At 40.3% G+C, this 16,056-nt stretch carries 20 protein-coding genes and 1 pseudogene; 3 read left to right on the top strand and 18 right to left on the bottom strand.

Translation table 11 applies throughout. From position 1 onward, the window contains the following. Positions 1-93: 93 nt before the first annotated feature. The 7 genes from H5158_RS13410 to H5158_RS13380 form a co-directional block, all read right to left on the bottom strand. Entirely contained in the window at positions 94-264 is a 171-nt protein-coding gene (locus H5158_RS13410; protein WP_259399449.1) for a hypothetical protein, read from the bottom strand. A 217-nt stretch (positions 265-481) separates the two neighbouring features. After that, positions 482-1,018: a hypothetical protein gene (locus H5158_RS13405; RefSeq protein WP_182740227.1), complete on the bottom strand. Its 537-nt coding sequence runs from the start codon at positions 1,016-1,018 to the stop codon at positions 482-484. Positions 1,019-1,153: 135 nt separating this feature from the next. Continuing rightward, positions 1,154-1,441, bottom strand: a complete 288-nt coding sequence (locus tag H5158_RS13400) for a hypothetical protein (RefSeq protein WP_182740226.1) — start codon at positions 1,439-1,441, stop codon at positions 1,154-1,156. A gap of 104 nt (positions 1,442-1,545) precedes the next feature. Beyond that, positions 1,546-1,950, bottom strand: coding sequence for a hypothetical protein (locus tag H5158_RS13395; protein WP_182740225.1), 405 nt, complete (start codon positions 1,948-1,950; stop codon positions 1,546-1,548). A 24-nt stretch (positions 1,951-1,974) separates the two neighbouring features. After that, positions 1,975-2,520, bottom strand: a complete 546-nt coding sequence (locus H5158_RS13390) for a hypothetical protein (RefSeq protein ID WP_182740224.1) — start codon at positions 2,518-2,520, stop codon at positions 1,975-1,977. 113 nt (positions 2,521-2,633) lie between these two features. Continuing rightward, positions 2,634-2,939, bottom strand: a complete 306-nt coding sequence (locus H5158_RS13385; RefSeq protein WP_182735900.1) for a hypothetical protein — start codon at positions 2,937-2,939, stop codon at positions 2,634-2,636. Between the two features lie 124 nt (positions 2,940-3,063). After that, positions 3,064-3,339: a CPCC family cysteine-rich protein gene (locus H5158_RS13380; protein WP_182740223.1), complete on the bottom strand. Its 276-nt coding sequence runs from the start codon at positions 3,337-3,339 to the stop codon at positions 3,064-3,066. A 247-nt stretch (positions 3,340-3,586) separates the two neighbouring features. On the opposite strand from H5158_RS13380, the pseudogene H5158_RS13375 reads away from it, so the two are divergent. Then, positions 3,587-4,545: pseudogene (locus H5158_RS13375) on the top strand (integron integrase). Between the two features lie 280 nt (positions 4,546-4,825). Here the strand turns inward: H5158_RS13375 and H5158_RS13370 are convergent. Both H5158_RS13370 and queE read right to left on the bottom strand, forming a co-directional pair. Beyond that, on the bottom strand, positions 4,826-5,569 hold the full coding sequence (locus H5158_RS13370) for a class I SAM-dependent methyltransferase (RefSeq protein WP_182740222.1): 744 nt from the start codon (positions 5,567-5,569) through the stop codon (positions 4,826-4,828). Positions 5,570-5,737: 168 nt separating this feature from the next. Next, a complete protein-coding gene (gene queE, locus H5158_RS13365; protein ID WP_145240771.1) occupies positions 5,738-6,403 on the bottom strand; it encodes a 7-carboxy-7-deazaguanine synthase QueE in 666 nt (221 codons plus the stop codon). Positions 6,404-6,530: 127 nt separating this feature from the next. On the opposite strand from queE, the gene queC reads away from it, so the two are divergent. Further along, positions 6,531-7,211, top strand: a complete 681-nt coding sequence (gene queC, locus H5158_RS13360; protein WP_257326361.1) for a 7-cyano-7-deazaguanine synthase QueC — start codon at positions 6,531-6,533, stop codon at positions 7,209-7,211. 57 nt (positions 7,212-7,268) lie between these two features. Here the strand turns inward: queC and H5158_RS13355 are convergent, their stop codons facing one another. Further along, a complete protein-coding gene (locus H5158_RS13355; RefSeq protein WP_182740221.1) occupies positions 7,269-7,718 on the bottom strand; it encodes an isoprenylcysteine carboxylmethyltransferase family protein in 450 nt (149 codons plus the stop codon). A gap of 181 nt (positions 7,719-7,899) precedes the next feature. Here H5158_RS13355 and H5158_RS13350 point away from each other — a divergent pair, with 181 nt between their 5' ends. Then, entirely contained in the window at positions 7,900-8,142 is a 243-nt protein-coding gene (locus H5158_RS13350) for a hypothetical protein (protein ID WP_182740220.1), read from the top strand. Positions 8,143-8,153: 11 nt separating this feature from the next. Here the strand turns inward: H5158_RS13350 and H5158_RS13345 are convergent, their stop codons facing one another. From H5158_RS13345 to H5158_RS13310, 8 genes are all read right to left on the bottom strand, one after another. After that, entirely contained in the window at positions 8,154-9,179 is a 1,026-nt protein-coding gene (locus H5158_RS13345; protein ID WP_182740219.1) for a hypothetical protein, read from the bottom strand. A gap of 87 nt (positions 9,180-9,266) precedes the next feature. Then, complete coding sequence (locus H5158_RS13340; protein WP_182740218.1) at positions 9,267-9,935, bottom strand: tRNA (adenine(22)-N(1))-methyltransferase TrmK; 669 nt, start codon at positions 9,933-9,935, stop codon at positions 9,267-9,269. Positions 9,936-9,941: 6 nt separating this feature from the next. Next, positions 9,942-10,871 carry a class I SAM-dependent methyltransferase gene (locus H5158_RS13335; RefSeq protein ID WP_182740217.1) on the bottom strand — a complete coding sequence of 310 codons (930 nt, stop codon included), beginning with the start codon at positions 10,869-10,871 and terminating at the stop codon, positions 9,942-9,944. Next, positions 10,864-12,864 (bottom strand): excinuclease ABC subunit UvrB, encoded by a 2,001-nt coding sequence (uvrB, locus tag H5158_RS13330; RefSeq protein ID WP_145240732.1) that lies wholly within the window; start codon positions 12,862-12,864, stop codon positions 10,864-10,866. The genes H5158_RS13335 and uvrB overlap by 8 nt, the downstream gene beginning before the upstream one ends. Further along, entirely contained in the window at positions 12,861-14,240 is a 1,380-nt protein-coding gene (locus H5158_RS13325) for an MATE family efflux transporter (RefSeq protein WP_145240731.1), read from the bottom strand. The genes uvrB and H5158_RS13325 overlap by 4 nt, the downstream gene beginning before the upstream one ends. A 664-nt stretch (positions 14,241-14,904) precedes the next feature. Further along, complete coding sequence (locus tag H5158_RS13320) at positions 14,905-15,174, bottom strand: hypothetical protein (protein WP_259399448.1); 270 nt, start codon at positions 15,172-15,174, stop codon at positions 14,905-14,907. Between the two features lie 59 nt (positions 15,175-15,233). Next, positions 15,234-15,806 (bottom strand): hypothetical protein, encoded by a 573-nt coding sequence (locus tag H5158_RS13315; protein ID WP_170174347.1) that lies wholly within the window; start codon positions 15,804-15,806, stop codon positions 15,234-15,236. Then, positions 15,806-15,982 (bottom strand): hypothetical protein, encoded by a 177-nt coding sequence (locus H5158_RS13310; protein ID WP_182740216.1) that lies wholly within the window; start codon positions 15,980-15,982, stop codon positions 15,806-15,808. The genes H5158_RS13315 and H5158_RS13310 overlap by 1 nt, the downstream gene beginning before the upstream one ends. Positions 15,983-16,056: the final 74 nt, after the last annotated feature.

The following is a 16,056-nucleotide window of genomic DNA, read 5'->3' as shown; positions in this document are numbered from 1 at the left end:
TTCGATAATGTTGCGCCACTGCTCAAGGCTACGCATTTTTCTCATGGCTATCTCCTAATTGAAATTAAGAAATAGTTTAATCGGTTTGACGAGTTACTGGCAGGTGCATTTTGCTAGACGCTTACCATCAAAGCCCGATAAATCGAGTTTATTTTCGACAATATAACAAAGCGCATACTCAAATGTACCTGGCAATATTTGCTCAGCAAAATTGATTGGAATGAATTTATTTTGGCAGGATAAATCAGGCTTGTAGTTGGCCATAACAATTTACCGTGGGTGAATAATATCTATTAGATCACAGTAACCAAATGGATTCAAGGTTAAAAAACAATCAAGCCAAATGCGTAGAATCAGTTCCTAAAAAGAGTAATTCTACAGCCTCAACGCCCGCTTAAGCGGACAAAAATCATTGGTTATAATGTGGAGCGAAGCGGAACCTAACCAACTGTTTTTGTTCCATTTAAAGCACTTGTTAGCACTATTTCTCACCAAAGAAGACGAACCTATAACTATCTTTTGGCATTGCGTCCCCCATGCTACAATCTTTACGAAGAGCAAGGACGCATTCAGTATAGGTTTGTTTTATCGCTACCTGTGGCTGAGCTCGCCCTGACGCTAGTGCCATTTGCTGTTCGATAAAAACATTAACTTTTATCAACACTGAATCGGGAGCCCACAGCCACAACTGAGCATAACAATCTAAAAATGTCTGCTGTTGTTCAGTTGTCACTTCTCGCCCGTTAATGAAAAGCCCCATGCTTTGGATAAAACGGTTATATACCTCACGTTTCTTCGATAGAGCATCAGAGCGAGAATTAATACTCTCTTTCAGCAACTCAACTTCAGACGCATAAGTATTCTTTACAGCTTCAACCTTATCCGTAATTTCAACAAGATCTTCTTTTTTAGCTAAGTTTTTTGCTTTCTCTTTTAAGTAACTCGGGAAGTAAAGTTTACCAAATGCCACTAAACCGAGAAGGACAGCTAAATTTGCCCACAATAAAATTTCGTTCATACCACTCCTACTGAACTCGCATTTTGCTGATAGTGCTAACTTCCAAATATGGGGCGCAAACACGTGTGCAATAATGGCGAAGCCGCGCACGTGTTTGCGTCCCAGCGAGCGACAGCGAGTGCCATAATTTGTTTGTTATATTGCAACATGCTCCAAAAGCTCTTTGAGGCTGAACACTAGAATAACAGATACGAAGCTTACCCCTGCAATCCTTACAGCTGGTGGCGCGTCAGCTTTAATTTTTAGTTGATTGGCAATTCCAAATTCTTCTTTAAGTGAGAAGAGAGCTACTTTATCAATACACCAAATAACTAAAAAACAGTAGACGCTGAGCAAAGAGTAGAACTCAATATCCAAAAAAAGCATGAACAGCATCGTTAAAAGTGATGCGGTTTGAATTAAGAGTGAAACTTTTTTTACCAAGCTAAATCGTCCTTGCGATATAACGCCACAATAACCGAGCGGAGCTAAGCGTGGTATTGTGAGCAAAGCGAACCACGCTTAGCGGAGTCCGGTTGATTGTTTTGTTAGCAGTTTTTGGTGATTTCATTGAATATCTGCTCATTAAGAATTAGAGGGGCCATAAAATCACGAACATACTTTTCTTTTTGACTTTGATCTGAGTCTGCCCACCACTCGGATTCTTTTATATGCTTTTGTAGAAGCTGCGTCTCTATGCGTGAATAGTCAGCCTCTTGCCACTTTATCCAATTCGCTGCTTGTTGTTCGTTGCTCGCAGCCACTAACTGAGCAAATACTTTAAATGCCAAGCTCCCCGTATATGGCGACCCTTGTGCCTCACGTAAACATGAATTTTGATCAAATTTAACTGCCATTAAGGACTTATGTAAAGCCAACAATTCCCAGTAATTTTCTATTTCAATATTCATACTTGATTGACTGCTAACGCTCAAAGCAGCGGTGCGTAGCATCCGCTGCCTTTGCTTGTTATACGCTTACGACTTAGGTTGCTCAAACTTCATTACCATAAATGCCATTTCTGGCTTACATGTTGGCTGACAGGCAAACCCCCACATACTTTCTGGCGCTAACTGAAAAAAATAAACCTTTTGAGTTACACCTTTCTGATTAGTGGCGACGATCTCAATAGTTTCCGGCGCTTCTTTTGGCATTTCATCGAAGCCTTGGCCAAAGCTTTTATACATTTCAGCGGCTTCTTTTTGGCTTAGTTTCTTTGCTGCAACAGAAGTGAAGTGAAATTCATTGTTTACTTTTTTTGGCTGGGCTCGAACCATTTGGGCTGGAATTATTACTGGGGCAAAGCCACCTGGATAATTCCAAAGGACGCTTTCAGCACCAGTCAAGATTTGACCGTAAATCGTGCATTTAACACTTGCTAGTGATTGAACAAGCTTCGGAACCTCCGTGATCATTTCCTTAGGGCCATCTTGGCAGGAAATCTCAAATTCAGGTTGATTTTCTTCGGCCATAGCAAATAATGGAATTACTAAGGCCAGACTAACAATCAAATTCTTAAGCATGATGCTCCCTTTGCGTATAACGCTTACAATAACGGGAAAAACCGAGCGCTTTGCAACGAAGTTGCAGCGAGGCTTTTTCCCAATGAGCGAAGCGAATGATGTTTATTGTTTTGTTAGTGTTCATTGTCAGATTCAACCGTTTCAAACTCAATGCCACCGACACGCTTTGCAATAAAATTGTACCCGAAACACATGAGTCTATTCATTATGTAAAACATAAAACCGTATAGTAATGGTGCTAATGCAAAAATTAAAAACGGAAAATTAGGAATGCTTTCTCCAGTGCTTGTTTTCATTTCTGGAGCGACGAAAAAACCAATGACTCCCATTATGGAAAAAGGAATTGTGAATAGTGCGAACGCTAAAGCAATAACTTTACTAGTTTGGTGCGATGAGAAAGATTTTATCTGGACTTTCATATTTCCTCCATGAACACTAACGCTCTAATAAACCGCGCAATAACGCGGAGCTTTCATTGTGTATACTTCGCGAAGCGAAACACAATGAAAGCGGAGTGTTTTGCGTCGATTTTAATTAGCTTTGTTATATTTTGTTTATATGCTGATACAATTTTCTAGCTTCGAATGGTACTACATGTTTAATAAATTCTTCTTTAGTAGCCCCAAATAATTCAAAATTTTCTTTAGCTTCGTTCAACGTCATTCCATGATTACAAACTGATGGAATAGTTACTCTGGAGTCAATTTCTGAATCGTATTCCCAGAAACATACCTCACAAATTTCACCGCAACCACCATATTTTAAGGTGATGTAACCACAGCAAGGACAATCAACAGTTGGATTATTCTGCTTACTCATAATTTAATAACCGTGTCAGTAAAAATATAACAGCTTATTCAAAGGATCTAAACCCACAAGTTGCAGACAGAAAATCCTTTGAGTTTTTTAATACTTTCAGTCTAACTCCGTATCTAAATGTAAATCAAGGGATTTATATTTGTTGTTTTTTTGTTGTTGTAAAATACAAGAAATAATCCCGCGAGTTGTTGAAAATAAAACCAAACACAACTACTGTTTATATATACAGCAACAACTGGAGCAGATCATGGCTTCTGTATTTTTAGAATCCATCCGTGACTTTATGACAACGCGTCGTTATGCCAAACGCACTATAGACACTTACCAATATTGGATAAAATTTTATACCATGCTAAAAAACATCCAGCGCAATTGGCAGAGTCGGAGGTTGAGCAATTCTTATCTTATTTAAGTAATCAGTGTAATGTTGCAATGAAAACTCAGGCAACGGCTTTAAATGCTTTAGTATTTTTATACCGTCATATTATTCAGCGGCCGTTATCACTTGAGATGAATTTTAATAAATCACTCGTGCCACCTAAATTACCTGTAGTACTGACCCGTGAAGAAATGCAGCGTTTATTATTGGCAATGGATCCAAAGTATAAACTTATCGCTCAGTTACTTTACGGTAGTGGTCTACGTTTAATGGAAGCTGTAAGGCTACGGGTAAAAGATGTCGATTATGACTATGTCTCATTAATGATTTGGCAGGGCAAAGGCAATAAAAACCGCAGAGTAACATTAGCACCCGAACTACTGCCGTTGTTGCGCAGCCAAAGTCACTTGGTAAATGACTACTGGCAACGAGACAAACAAGCAACAGACTATGCCGGTGTCTGGCTTGCGAATGCACTAGCTAGAAAATACCCAGCGGCTCCTTATGAAATGAGCTGGCAATATTTGTTTCCTTCTGCCAAGTTAAGCATGGACCCAGAAAGTAAAAAGCTGCGACGCCACCATATTGATGAAACAACGGTTCGTAAAGCAATTAAGCAGGCAGCAAAGCTGGCAAAAATTCAAAAAAATGTTACCTGCCATACACTACGGCACTCGTTCGCTACCCACTTACTTGAATCCGGTGCAGATATACGCACCGTGCAAGAACAACTCGGCCATAGCGATGTTCGCACCACGCAAATTTATACGCATGTACTTAACAGTGGTGCCAGTGGCGTAAAAAGCCCGTTGTCGCAGCTACTTTAGGTTCTTATTATCTATTGGAGTATCGCGTTTGGGGAATACAAAAAACCCGATAATAATCTTATGTGGATTTGCTGCTGTTAGAAGGGCAAAAAAATAGACCGCAGAGCACTCCCTGATTGTTTAGCTAGGGATATATATCAGCTGCCTGATCAGTCTCACGAGCGAGTCACTCAACAGGACAATGCTTATTTGTAAGCTCCTTGCTTTATATGAATTTTTCTAAAACGCGGCGTCTCTTAACCCTTAATCTTTTTGTGAATCATTGTCTTAACTTTCTAATTTAAATTTTTACGCACACAAAAACGGCATTGCCAGAGCTTTCACCCCATGGGGTTATTTTTTCGTAGTCATGTTCAAATACATGTATTTCAAAATAAGGTTTTAGGGCTTCTTTTAACTGGGCAAAACTAACAGCGACCATTGGGTGCTCGTCGTGCCATATAAATATTTCGTCTGCTGTAGCTTTATTTATACTGAGTTTTAATGATTGTTTTTCGCCACTGCCACTGTAATTCCAACCAGAGCGGAATGTGAATAGGCTGCCCGCGTTTTCAGCGCTATGCTCTACAAATGAATCGTTATCGATGTGATTTTTATCAACAACGTTAAAGCAAAATATACCACCGGCTTTTAGTGCATGGTGTACGCTTTTAATACAGTCTGTTAATTTATTAATGCCATCGCAGTAATGGATTGAATACAAAAAGCAGGTAATTAAATCAACTTGCTCAGGGATCACAAACTCACTCATATTCTGCAATGAAAATTGCGCTTCTGGGCAACGAATGGTTGCTCTATCTAGCATGGGTTGATTTATATCAAGCCCACTACTTTGATAACCATAATCAATAAAATGACGAACATGTGGGCCCGTGCCGCACGCTAAATCAAGATGCGTATTTCCCTTATTACCAAATATTTGCTGTAGCCTATGAATAAAATAACTTTGGGCTTGATAATCTATATCTGCGCACATTAAGTCATAGTAATCAGAAAGGTCTGTGTATAGAGCGTTCGCGGACATATTAGGCCTAATTATTTGTAGGAGGGTACGTTAAGCCGGGCATAATAAACTAATTATCACCATTAACGAAGCAGATATGAAAGTAAGAGGTTTGTTGGGTTTTGTTTTACTCAACCCAACGTTCAATTTAAATGGCAAATTACTTAAAGCTTACCACTGAGCTTTACTTTAGTTTATCCCTAAATACTTATGTACTTGCACTGATAAGCGCCAGTTTTTTTCAATACAGGTTTCAATTGCCAACTTAGTTGCAGAGACTTTTTGGCTAATTGGTTGCAGGTAAACAAGCTTGGGGGTAACGCCTGTTTTTGCAAATAACTCTTCAAGCTCTACAACGTGTTTTTGCATCGCGATTGGGTGTTTTATTTCATCGGCGCGTTGCATGGCTGAAGTAAGTACGTCGTAGCCGCCACGCATATTAATTTTCGGTGATACCGTCACCCACGTTTGTGCTGGGGCTAAAATCTCAAAAGTGCCGCTGGTTTCTATTTGTGTGCTGTAGCCGTTAGCATGAAGTAATTCGCACACCGGGTTTAAGTCGTACATGCATGGCTCACCGCCGGTGATCACTACATGCTTGGCACGATAAGCACGATCGACAAACAAGTTAAATATTTGCTCAGCTGATGCGTCCGCCCAGTGATCTGAATCAGCCTTTTTCTCAACCGTGTCGTCCAGTGATACTTTATACACATTATCAACTTCCCACGTTTGCTTAGTGTCACACCAAGCGCAACCTACGGGGCAGCCTTGTAAACGTAAAAATATTGAAGGCGTGCCGGTAAAGCTCGCTTCGCCTTGAATGGTTTCAAATATTTCATTAATTTTGTACAAAAGAGTCTCACTCACTACTTGGCATTAATTACGAGCATAAACATAGTTTAAAAAATCAAAAAACACGGTCGGAAATTGTTATTTATGCCCCAGGCGTGTAGTATATCGCGCCCTGATATAAACCTCTATTAAAACTAAGAGCAAAACAGTTATGACGCAAAAAGTAGTTGTGATTTACTCCGGCGGTATGGATTCATTTACCGTATTAAATAAAGCCCTGCAGCAAGGCCGCGAGGTATATGCCCTGTCATTTGACTATGGTCAGCGTCATGTAAAAGAGCTTAAAGTTGCAGCCAGTGTGTGTGAAAAGCTTGGCGTACCGCATAAGATAGTTGATATTTCTGCGATCAATCAGTTAATTGGTGGCTCATCGTTAACTGATGATATTGATGTCCCAGAAGGCCACTACGAAGCCGAAAACATGAAAAGCACCATAGTGCCTAATCGCAACATGATTTTGCTGTCACTGGCTGTGGGTTACGCTGTATCACTCAAAGCAAGCCAAGTGTATTACGGTGCTCACTCTGGGGATCATGCTATTTACCCTGATTGCCGTCCTGAATTTGTGCAAAAGATGGATGATTTATGTCGTATTGCTAACTACGACGCCGTGGAAATTTTCAGCCCGTATTTAAATGACACCAAAATTGACATTCTTACTGATGGTTTAAAAATGGGCTTGGACTACAGCCAAACGTGGACTTGCTATAATGGCCGTGAAAAAGCCTGTGGTAAATGTGGTGCCTGCCAAGAGCGCTTAGAGGCATTTAGCCTTAATAACATTACCGATCCAATCGAGTACGAATAACCCACATTAAAAAAGGCTATCATCGCGATAGCCTTTTTATTATTAACTGAGATAAGTTTACAGCCAACGTTTTACCCGAGACTTGTAATCGCTGTACCCTTGACCAAATATTTTTAATAGAGCCCGCTCCTCTGGAATAATTTGAAACCAAGTTAAGTAACAAATAAAGCCCAGCACACACAATAACGCCCACAGTGATGTTAACCACACTCCCCAACCTGCCAGTATAAAAGCAAAACCAACATACATTGGATTACGTGAAATTTTGTACACACCCGTGGTAACCAGTGCTGACGCTTGATCTGGTTTACTTGGGTTTACAGTGGTTTTTGCTAAGCGAAAACTAACTACCCCTGCAATACAAAAAATACAGCCTATGGTGAGTAAAATAACCGCTACATAAAAAATAAATGTGGTGAAATCAATCACACTGTAGTGGGCAATTACCGCCATCAGCACAGCAAAAAAAAGCACTATAATAATCGGAGGGATTTTATTATTTAGCATAGTAACTCACTGTTGTCGTTAAAATTAGTTAATGCTGCAATTAAACACTCATCACACTGTATCACTGATGAATATACTGCAGAGGGTCATGTTGATACAAATAAAGTTACAATTGTCAGCTTCATCATTTGCGCATTCTGGTTATACTTTACACACTATATAAAATAATAAGGAATACACCATGTCAGGAACTACTATGGTAGTCATGATCGTATTTATCTCTGTTGGGTTTGGGGTAATGTACGATATGTATAAAAAACATTTAGAGTTTAAACACCGTACACTCACCGATAACAAAGAGTCGAATAATCAAATTGCTGCTGTTACTACTGAAATGCTTGCGTTAAAAGAGCGTGTACAAACATTAGAAGCTATCGTGACTGATCCAAGTTACAGCGTAAAACAAGAAATCAATAAACTGTAAATTTGCCGCGTTTAAAGCGCTTGCAAGTAATCTGGATATAAATGCGCGTTTTCTGGCTGCTCAATTCCATGAGCGGCTAAAAACCCACAGATCACTTGCCCGCATCCTTGTGGAGCACGAGAGCTGTCAATTTCAAAATTTAATTGATCGGCATGTTGTTTGCCAAGTTCGCATAATTGCAACGCATGCTGCGAACGCAACACAATACTCAATGCCCCGATTTGCTCTACGTTAACGTTTTTACTAAAGCGAGCAAAACCTGCATATTTAAATTGCTCATTCACATAATCATTACTGATCGCTACCAACGCGGTCATCAAGCCATGCAAAAAAGCATTTGCAGATGTATCTGCGGCTAAAAAAATCACTGTTTTTGCGTTAAATTCGCTTAACTGACAGTCAGTACAATTGAGTCGCAGAGTGTAAAGTATGTGCTCATCGGCAATTTTTTGTTGTGCAATTAAAGTCAGTGCGGCTCCAGCAAATAAACATCTAGCAAGTAACTTTATGACACTTTGCGGTTGATGATCAGCAGCCATGGTTAATTGCGGGTTTTGTGCTAATAAAGGTAAATCATGATGGTTATTAAACGGCGTGCTGCTGCCCTGCTCACTATTGAGTTGAAATAGTTCTCTTACTTCGTGTTCACGGGCTATTTTTAACGCTAAAAAAGCGGTTTGGATCAATTCCGAGGTAGGTAAGTTTTCTTCCACAAACCAGCGCCGGCCAAATAATAACTTTTTTGCCTTGGCCTTGGTGCTGCGGTAATTATCTGGACTAAGAATGGCCACTTGTAAATAAATTTGCTCATTCTGCTTTGCGGCGAGCACCCGAAAGTGAGTTGAAAACTCAATTTTATCAAGGGTTTCGTTCACGCTTTCGAGGGTATGTTGATAACGTAAAAAATGTTGCGGCACTACCCAACTCGCGTTGCTCAATTGCACGATGGGTGCATAAGCAATTGGCTGCTCACAATTATATAGCAGCTCATTATGAGTATATTTGACTGATGTAAAGTGGTTATTTTTATCTGACATAACTAAACCAAGTAAACTCGCTAACACAAAGCGCTGAAGATGAGTTATTTACGCTGTAACGCTAGTCGATAGATCACAGTGCTGCGTTTAATTTAGCGATATTTTTTGATAATCATCGAGCACATGTTGAAAATATGTACGGTCTTTGTTCAACATCCGAGTATAGTGCGCAACTAATTGTTGCAGATACAATTCGTGCATTTGCTCAGCATTGTCCCACATCTGACTACCAGTAACACTCAACGCAGTATTACTGGTAAAACTTAGCTGTATCACTTCGTAAAAACGGTTGTTTTCTTGCACCAGTTGTTCTTTGATAAGTCCTAAACCTAACGCCTGTAAACCTTGTCGTAAGGTATAGGTATGATGCACCGGACAAACAATAAAACTGAGTTGTTCACGAAGCTTTTCAGGGCAATTAGCAACCATTTTTTGTACTAGCCTCAGCAGTAATTCTCCACCGACTCCGGCGATAATGATCAGCTGTTTGGCTGATGGCTGCAGCTCAATTGTAGCTACATCCTGACATAATACTTGCCATTGGCAAGCTGCTTGCTGATCACTAAAACGCGTAAGCGTGTGTTCAAGCTCGCCCATTAACGTAGGCACTATATCAACAAAGTTTATTTGCTTGGCGGCTGCCCGCTTTAAAAGCGCCATACCAAGCAAACCGTGGTCACAACAACAGTCCCAAATTACATCATACGGCGCGCAGATCAACGAATCGATTGCACTGAGGCGGCTACTTAGTTTCATTTAAAGCTAAACTTGAGCCGTTTTATAGATCAATGCTTTTAAGCTACGGTCGCTATCAACATCAACAAAACCATGGGTCGGCGCTAGGCGCTCTACAAATTCAATCGCACCTTGAGTGTGTTCGTCTATCAGCGCTTTAAATGACGCTTCACTTAGCTCTGGACTGTTAGCACATAACAGCAATTGAGTATGGTCATTGAGCAGTTCAGGTAAGCGGCGCAGCACTTTTTGATAATCTTTAGTTAAAATGAAACTGCCTTTTTGAAAGCTTGGCGGATCAACAATAATTAAATCAAAAGGGCCAGCCTTTTTAAGTTTACCAAACGACTTTAATATATCGTGCGGTAAAAAGCTCACACCGCGGTCAAAGCTATTAAGTTGATGATTTTGCTTACCGGTGCGCAGTACCCCTTTGTTCATATCCATATTGATCACACTATCGGCACCGCCACGCATTGCCGCAACCGAAAAACCACAGGTATATGAAAATAAATTCAATACCTTAGCGTGTTTACTATGGGCTTGAACAAACTCCCGTCCACGGCGCATATCCGGGAATATACCGGTATTTTGACGGCTCATTAAATCCACAAAAAACTTACACTCACCTTCTTTAACACTATGCGGGCTCGGTAGTTGACCAAATAACAGTTTATTTTCAGTTTGTTGTCCGGCGCGTTGTTGAAATACCAACGAGGTGATTAATTCTTTAGCGTGTTGTTGTGCCCATTGCCAAAGCTGCTCACTTAATTGCGTTAGCGTTTGTGAGTCAACTTCGTCGTACGACACTAAAAATAAACACGGCGGGTAAAAGTCGATATTTAGATGACTCAAATGCTCGGTAGTGTGACCGCGGCCATGAAACACACGACAAAGTTCATTGTCTGCTAAGGGCGCACTTTCAAGTGCTGTAATAAGGGGCGTAAAATTATGCATTTTTAATTAACTGTTGTTGTAATTCATGGATTTCATCACGAACGGATGCGGCTTTTTCAAATTCTAAATCACTTGCGTATGCATGCATTTTGGTTTCGAGTTGCTTAATTTGCACTGCGATCTCTTTTGCACTGAGCACTTGCTTACTTTGTTTTCGGATCAGCTGTAAATTATCTTGTGGGCCGGCTCGCTCACCAACATCCATAATGTCAGTAATTTTCTTCAATAAGGCTTGTGGTTCAAGGCCATGCTTAATATTGTAAGCGTGTTGAATATCGCGGCGACGCTGAGTTTCATCAATAGCTTTGGCCATTGATTTAGTGACTCGATCACCGTATAAAATTGCCCGACCATTTAAGTGACGAGCCGCACGACCAATGGTTTGAATTAATGCGCGAGCTGAACGTAAAAAGCCCTCTTTATCAGCATCGAGTATTGCAACTAGCGATACTTCTGGCATATCTAAACCTTCACGCAGTAAGTTAATACCCACTAACACATCAAACACCCCAGCGCGAAAATCACGAATAATTTCGACCCGTTCAACGGTATCGATATCCGAATGCAAGTAACGCACTTTTACATCATGTTCAGATAAGTAATCCGTTAAATCTTCAGCCATGCGCTTAGTAAGTGTGGTTACTAGCACGCGTTCATCAATTGCTACGCGTTTATATATCTCTGACAATAAGTCATCAACTTGAGTTGCCACTGGGCGTACTTCAATTTGTGGATCGAGTAATCCTGTGGGGCGAATAACCTGCTCGGCAATATCATCTCCACAACGTTCAAGTTCAAAATCACCCGGGGTTGCTGATACATAAATTGTTTGCGGTGCTATGGCTTCAAATTCTTCAAAGCGCAGTGGCCGGTTATCCATCGCCGACGGCATACGAAAACCGTATTCCACGAGATTTTCTTTACGGCTACGATCGCCTTTATACATAGCGCCGATTTGCGATACCGTAACGTGAGATTCGTCAATAATCATTAACGCATCTTCAGGAAGATAATCAAGCAAGGTTGGCGGTGGATCGCCCGGCGTGCGACCAGATAAATATCGGCTGTAGTTTTCGATGCCAGAGCAATAACCAAGCTCGGTCATCATTTCAATATCGTATTGTGTACGTTGTGCCACGCGTTGCTCTTCGACCAGTTTATTAGCACTGAGTAACTGCGCACGACGGTCTTTTAATTCAGCTTTAATATGCTCAACCGCATCAAGAATTTTATCTCTGGGTGTCACATAGTGCGTTTTAGGATAGATAGTTGCGCGGACTATGTGTTTTTCAACCGCGCCGGTAAGCGGGTCAAAAATACTTAGCCGTTCTATTTCGTCATCAAACATTTCTACACGCACTGCAAAAGTGTCTGACTCAGCAGGGAATATATCCACAACTTCACCGCGAACCCGATACGTACCGCGGCTAAAATCAATATCATTTCGCGTATATTGAATTTCAGCTAGTCGGCGCAGCATATCGCGTTGATCAACTTTTTCGCCCACTTTTAACAACAGCATCATCTTCATGTATGATTTTGGATCGCCCAAACCATATATGGCTGATACTGATGCCACTATAATTGTATCCCTACGCTCTAATAGCGCTTTGGTAGCACTTAGGCGCATCTGCTCTATGTGTTCGTTTATCGAGGCATCTTTTTCAATAAAGGTATCGCTTGCAACAACATACGCTTCTGGCTGATAGTAATCATAATACGAAACAAAATATTCAACCGCGTTGTGCGGAAAAAACTCTTTCATTTCGCCATATAACTGCGCTGCTAAGGTTTTATTATGCGCCATAATGATCGTTGGGCGATTCAAATCATTGATAATATTAGCCATGGTAAATGTTTTACCAGTACCTGTTGCCCCTAATAATGTTTGATGAGCAAGTCCGGCTTCTAACCCTTCACATAACTGCGCAATCGCGGTGGGTTGATCCCCCGCAGGTTTAAATTTAGATACCAGTTGAAAATGGTCGCTCATGCTTGGCACTCCTGTACAGCTTGGTTACTGATCATATTCAGCTCTTTGATAAACCATTTATAAGCTATTATTGCAGTAAATAAATTACCCAGCGCTGCGCCGATCAGCAAGCCTGGTAAACCGGCATATAAATTACCGACATAAGCAAATGGAATATAAAAAATAAATAATCGGATCACACTTAGAATTAATGCATTCATTGGTTTGTGTAAGGCATTGAACGATGAATTAGACAAAATAATTATCCCTTGCAAACCGTAACTTAACGGCAAGGTAAAAATAAATAATTTGATCACATCGATAACCATCTGCTCTTTACCAAACAACTCACTGATCACTCCTGAAAATGCAATGAGCAGTAAATAAATAATAAACTGCCAAATCATCACAAATTTTAATGTTGTGGTGTACGCCTCTTTAACACGGTTAAGTTTACCAGCACCAAAGTTTTGACTAATAAACGGCGGTAACGTCATCGATAAAGCTAACACCACCAAACTGGCAATTGATTCAATACGACTGCCTACGCCAAAAGCAGCAACAGCCTCAGGTCCATGATGAGCAACCATGGCAATCATCACCGCCATTGCAACTGGTGTTAACATATTTGCACCTGCTGCTGGCAAACCAATTTTAAGAATTTTTCGAATAGAGCTTAATGGGGTTTGGTTATTTGCATTTAGGCTCAGCAAGCCTTTTTTTACTGCTAGCAAATATAAAATAATGACAACGGCTACCGACCATGCGATGACGCTGGCAATCGCAGCGCCTTTAATGCCAAATGCAGGAATTGGCCCAAAGCCAAAAATCAATACTGGGTCGAGTACGGCATTGATAAGCCCCGCTCCACCCATCACTATGCTAGGTGTTTTGGTGTCACCGCTGGCACGTAACACTGAGTTACCAACCATAGGGGTAATTAGAAATACACTGCCTAAAAACCACACACTCATATACTCATGGATCAGCGGCAACACTTGCTCCCCTGCTCCCAGCAATTTAAATATCGGGGAAATAAACAGATAACCAAATAGCGATAAACATACCACCATCACCACTGCAATTAATAATGCGATGCTGGCATCAAAGCGTGCTTCTTCAATATTATTACTACCCAATGCCTTGGCAATAACCGCTGACGTACCGATACCCAAACCAATAGCTAGGCTGATCACGGTAAAGGTTACCGGAAAAGTAAAACTGACAGCAGCTAATGGCTCAGTTCCCAATAAGCTAATAAAAAATGTATCGACAATATTGAACATCATTAACGTGATCATGCCGAAAATCATCGGCACAGTCATTTTCTTCAAGGTCGGTACTATTGGATCGTTTAATAAATCGGGAGCTGAGTTGCTCTGCAAAGTTGCGCGCATGGGAATAAATAAACCTCTTTTATTAAGCGTGGTATTTTAAAGCATCAGGGCTTTTCAAGCCACGCATTTATCAAGTGATTATAAATTGATTACAAAAACGCCTAAAAAAGCATAGAAAAGTGTTCTTTTTACGTGTTTAGCGACGATTTCACTTCGAACCTCTACTAAAAACAATAAAAATACATTTTTATAACCTTTATCACAAAAACATCGCGACTGGTGCTGCATTTTTACACAAAAATTGCGCTAATCGAATCGTTACGAATAAATTTACTCATCAACGAAGCTCTTTTCAGCTTATTTTTTCAAGTCATTGTTTTAAAATGAGATAAAAAAACTGTTTTAAATGCTTGATATCCTCACAGTGCCCTAAAAATATGGCTCTGCCAACGTTCTTAAAGTTTCATAAACAGAGTTATCCACAGAAACCGTGGATAACTCTTGCAAAGCCACGTTAATAAAGGCGTGCAAAGGGACGGCTTAAACACGCTAACGGCAATGTTGGCAAATACTAACTTTAGACAATTTGAGTTAAATAGCTGTAGCCGCCGACCTAAACTGATAATTAACACGGGTTAAAATGATAAACCTTTTTTTATCATATACGCCGCGCGGGGCTAGGCGATAAAAGGCGGACAATAAAAAAGCAGCTTTCGCTGCTTTTTTATTCGGTATTTGTCTTTGCCAACTTGAGAAGTGCAGAGATAGGTTGTGATAGGTCTTCACCTGTCTCATATTGCCTGTCTATGAGCTCCTCAGCACCTCTAATCAACTCGATGAACTCACCGTGAGGGTTATTAGTAAAGTGCTTTAAATGGGACGTACGGCTCGCTAGCTTACGATTACGTACTAAATCTACAATATCCTTTGGCACACCTTCTTGACTTAATAAACTGCATAACTCTGATAACGATTCATCAGTTATCTTTTGCAAGTGACGCTCTGGTATTTTAACCATCGCTTCTAACATGTAAAAACGGTATGAGAAAACGCCTAGAGCGACAACGCAGCAAAGCAACAACAATACAATAAGAACATCCATACTACATTACCTTTTAACTTGCCTCGGGATAGTAAAACCAACGCTAAGAACAGCAAGTTAGCATTTATCCCTATGCTATATATATCCCATAGTAGCCAGCTATCATCGCCATACTCATTTGGGCTACTATCAAAATTAAGTGCAACAATGTTGCGGTCAATAAACATTAATGTGTTTAAAAGCCCGTTTGCAGCCATGGTAATAAAAACCAGTTTAACCTGCTCGCTGAACATTACCCCAAATAACCAATGAAAACCTATCACTGCAAACGCTTGGAAAAGTGAGAAGATTGCCCATGCTAAGTACCAATAATAAATCTGGTCATCTATAAGCAATAAACTCAATACGTTGCTGTGCAAGTAATCACCCAATGCTAATCCGGCAGACATAACTCCTGCTGAAATAGCAATAGAAAAACTCTTAGGCTTGCGATAAACGGCCAACATAAATGCAACTATAAAAGCAATTAACTCAAGTTTATTTAGTGAGTAGCTTACAATCACATCAATAGTTGGCAGCTCCATTATTGAGGTTTTTTATCTTTAATTGGGTGTCCGCCGCCGCCGTTCATTAGCTTCATTTCTGATTCTAACGCTGCCGCAAAATCAACTTTCTGATCCGTTGTTGGTTTTACCTGCGGTTTGTTTTGCTGATTCAATGCGTTTGCATTAGATAGATTGATAGAATTATCTATTTTCATATTTAAACTCCTTTATTATTAAATACGCGCGAAAATCTACATTAACGTTTCTATTTTTACAACAACCTCGCAAA

The organism is Pseudoalteromonas sp. SR45-6, assembly GCF_014163545.1.
Classification (GTDB): domain Bacteria; phylum Pseudomonadota; class Gammaproteobacteria; order Enterobacterales; family Alteromonadaceae; genus Pseudoalteromonas; species Pseudoalteromonas rhizosphaerae.
Note: the sequence above shows the minus strand (reverse complement) of the source record. Positions and strands in the feature narration are given on the sequence as shown.

Bases quoted from the DNA above. Each gene is read 5' to 3' on its own strand.
- H5158_RS13410 (WP_259399449.1), bottom strand. From the start codon at position 264: ATGGCCAACTACAAGCCTGATTTATCCTGCCAAAATAAATTCATTCCA.
- H5158_RS13405 (WP_182740227.1), bottom strand. From the start codon at position 1,018: ATGAACGAAATTTTATTGTGGGCAAATTTAGCTGTCCTTCTCGGTTTA.
- H5158_RS13395 (WP_182740225.1), bottom strand. From the start codon at position 1,950: ATGCTACGCACCGCTGCTTTGAGCGTTAGCAGTCAATCAAGTATGAAT.
- H5158_RS13390 (WP_182740224.1), bottom strand. From the start codon at position 2,520: ATGCTTAAGAATTTGATTGTTAGTCTGGCCTTAGTAATTCCATTATTT.
- H5158_RS13385 (WP_182735900.1), bottom strand. From the start codon at position 2,939: ATGAAAGTCCAGATAAAATCTTTCTCATCGCACCAAACTAGTAAAGTT.
- H5158_RS13380 (WP_182740223.1), bottom strand. From the start codon at position 3,339: ATGAGTAAGCAGAATAATCCAACTGTTGATTGTCCTTGCTGTGGTTAC.
- H5158_RS13370 (WP_182740222.1), bottom strand. From the start codon at position 5,569: ATGTCCGCGAACGCTCTATACACAGACCTTTCTGATTACTATGACTTA.
- H5158_RS13355 (WP_182740221.1), bottom strand. From the start codon at position 7,718: ATGCTAAATAATAAAATCCCTCCGATTATTATAGTGCTTTTTTTTGCT.
- H5158_RS13350 (WP_182740220.1), top strand. From the start codon at position 7,900: ATGTCAGGAACTACTATGGTAGTCATGATCGTATTTATCTCTGTTGGG.
- H5158_RS13345 (WP_182740219.1), bottom strand. From the start codon at position 9,179: ATGTCAGATAAAAATAACCACTTTACATCAGTCAAATATACTCATAAT.
- H5158_RS13340 (WP_182740218.1), bottom strand. From the start codon at position 9,935: ATGAAACTAAGTAGCCGCCTCAGTGCAATCGATTCGTTGATCTGCGCG.
- H5158_RS13335 (WP_182740217.1), bottom strand. From the start codon at position 10,871: ATGCATAATTTTACGCCCCTTATTACAGCACTTGAAAGTGCGCCCTTA.
- uvrB (WP_145240732.1), bottom strand. From the start codon at position 12,864: ATGAGCGACCATTTTCAACTGGTATCTAAATTTAAACCTGCGGGGGAT.
- H5158_RS13325 (WP_145240731.1), bottom strand. From the start codon at position 14,240: ATGCGCGCAACTTTGCAGAGCAACTCAGCTCCCGATTTATTAAACGAT.
- H5158_RS13315 (WP_170174347.1), bottom strand. From the start codon at position 15,806: ATGGAGCTGCCAACTATTGATGTGATTGTAAGCTACTCACTAAATAAA.
- H5158_RS13310 (WP_182740216.1), bottom strand. From the start codon at position 15,982: ATGAAAATAGATAATTCTATCAATCTATCTAATGCAAACGCATTGAAT.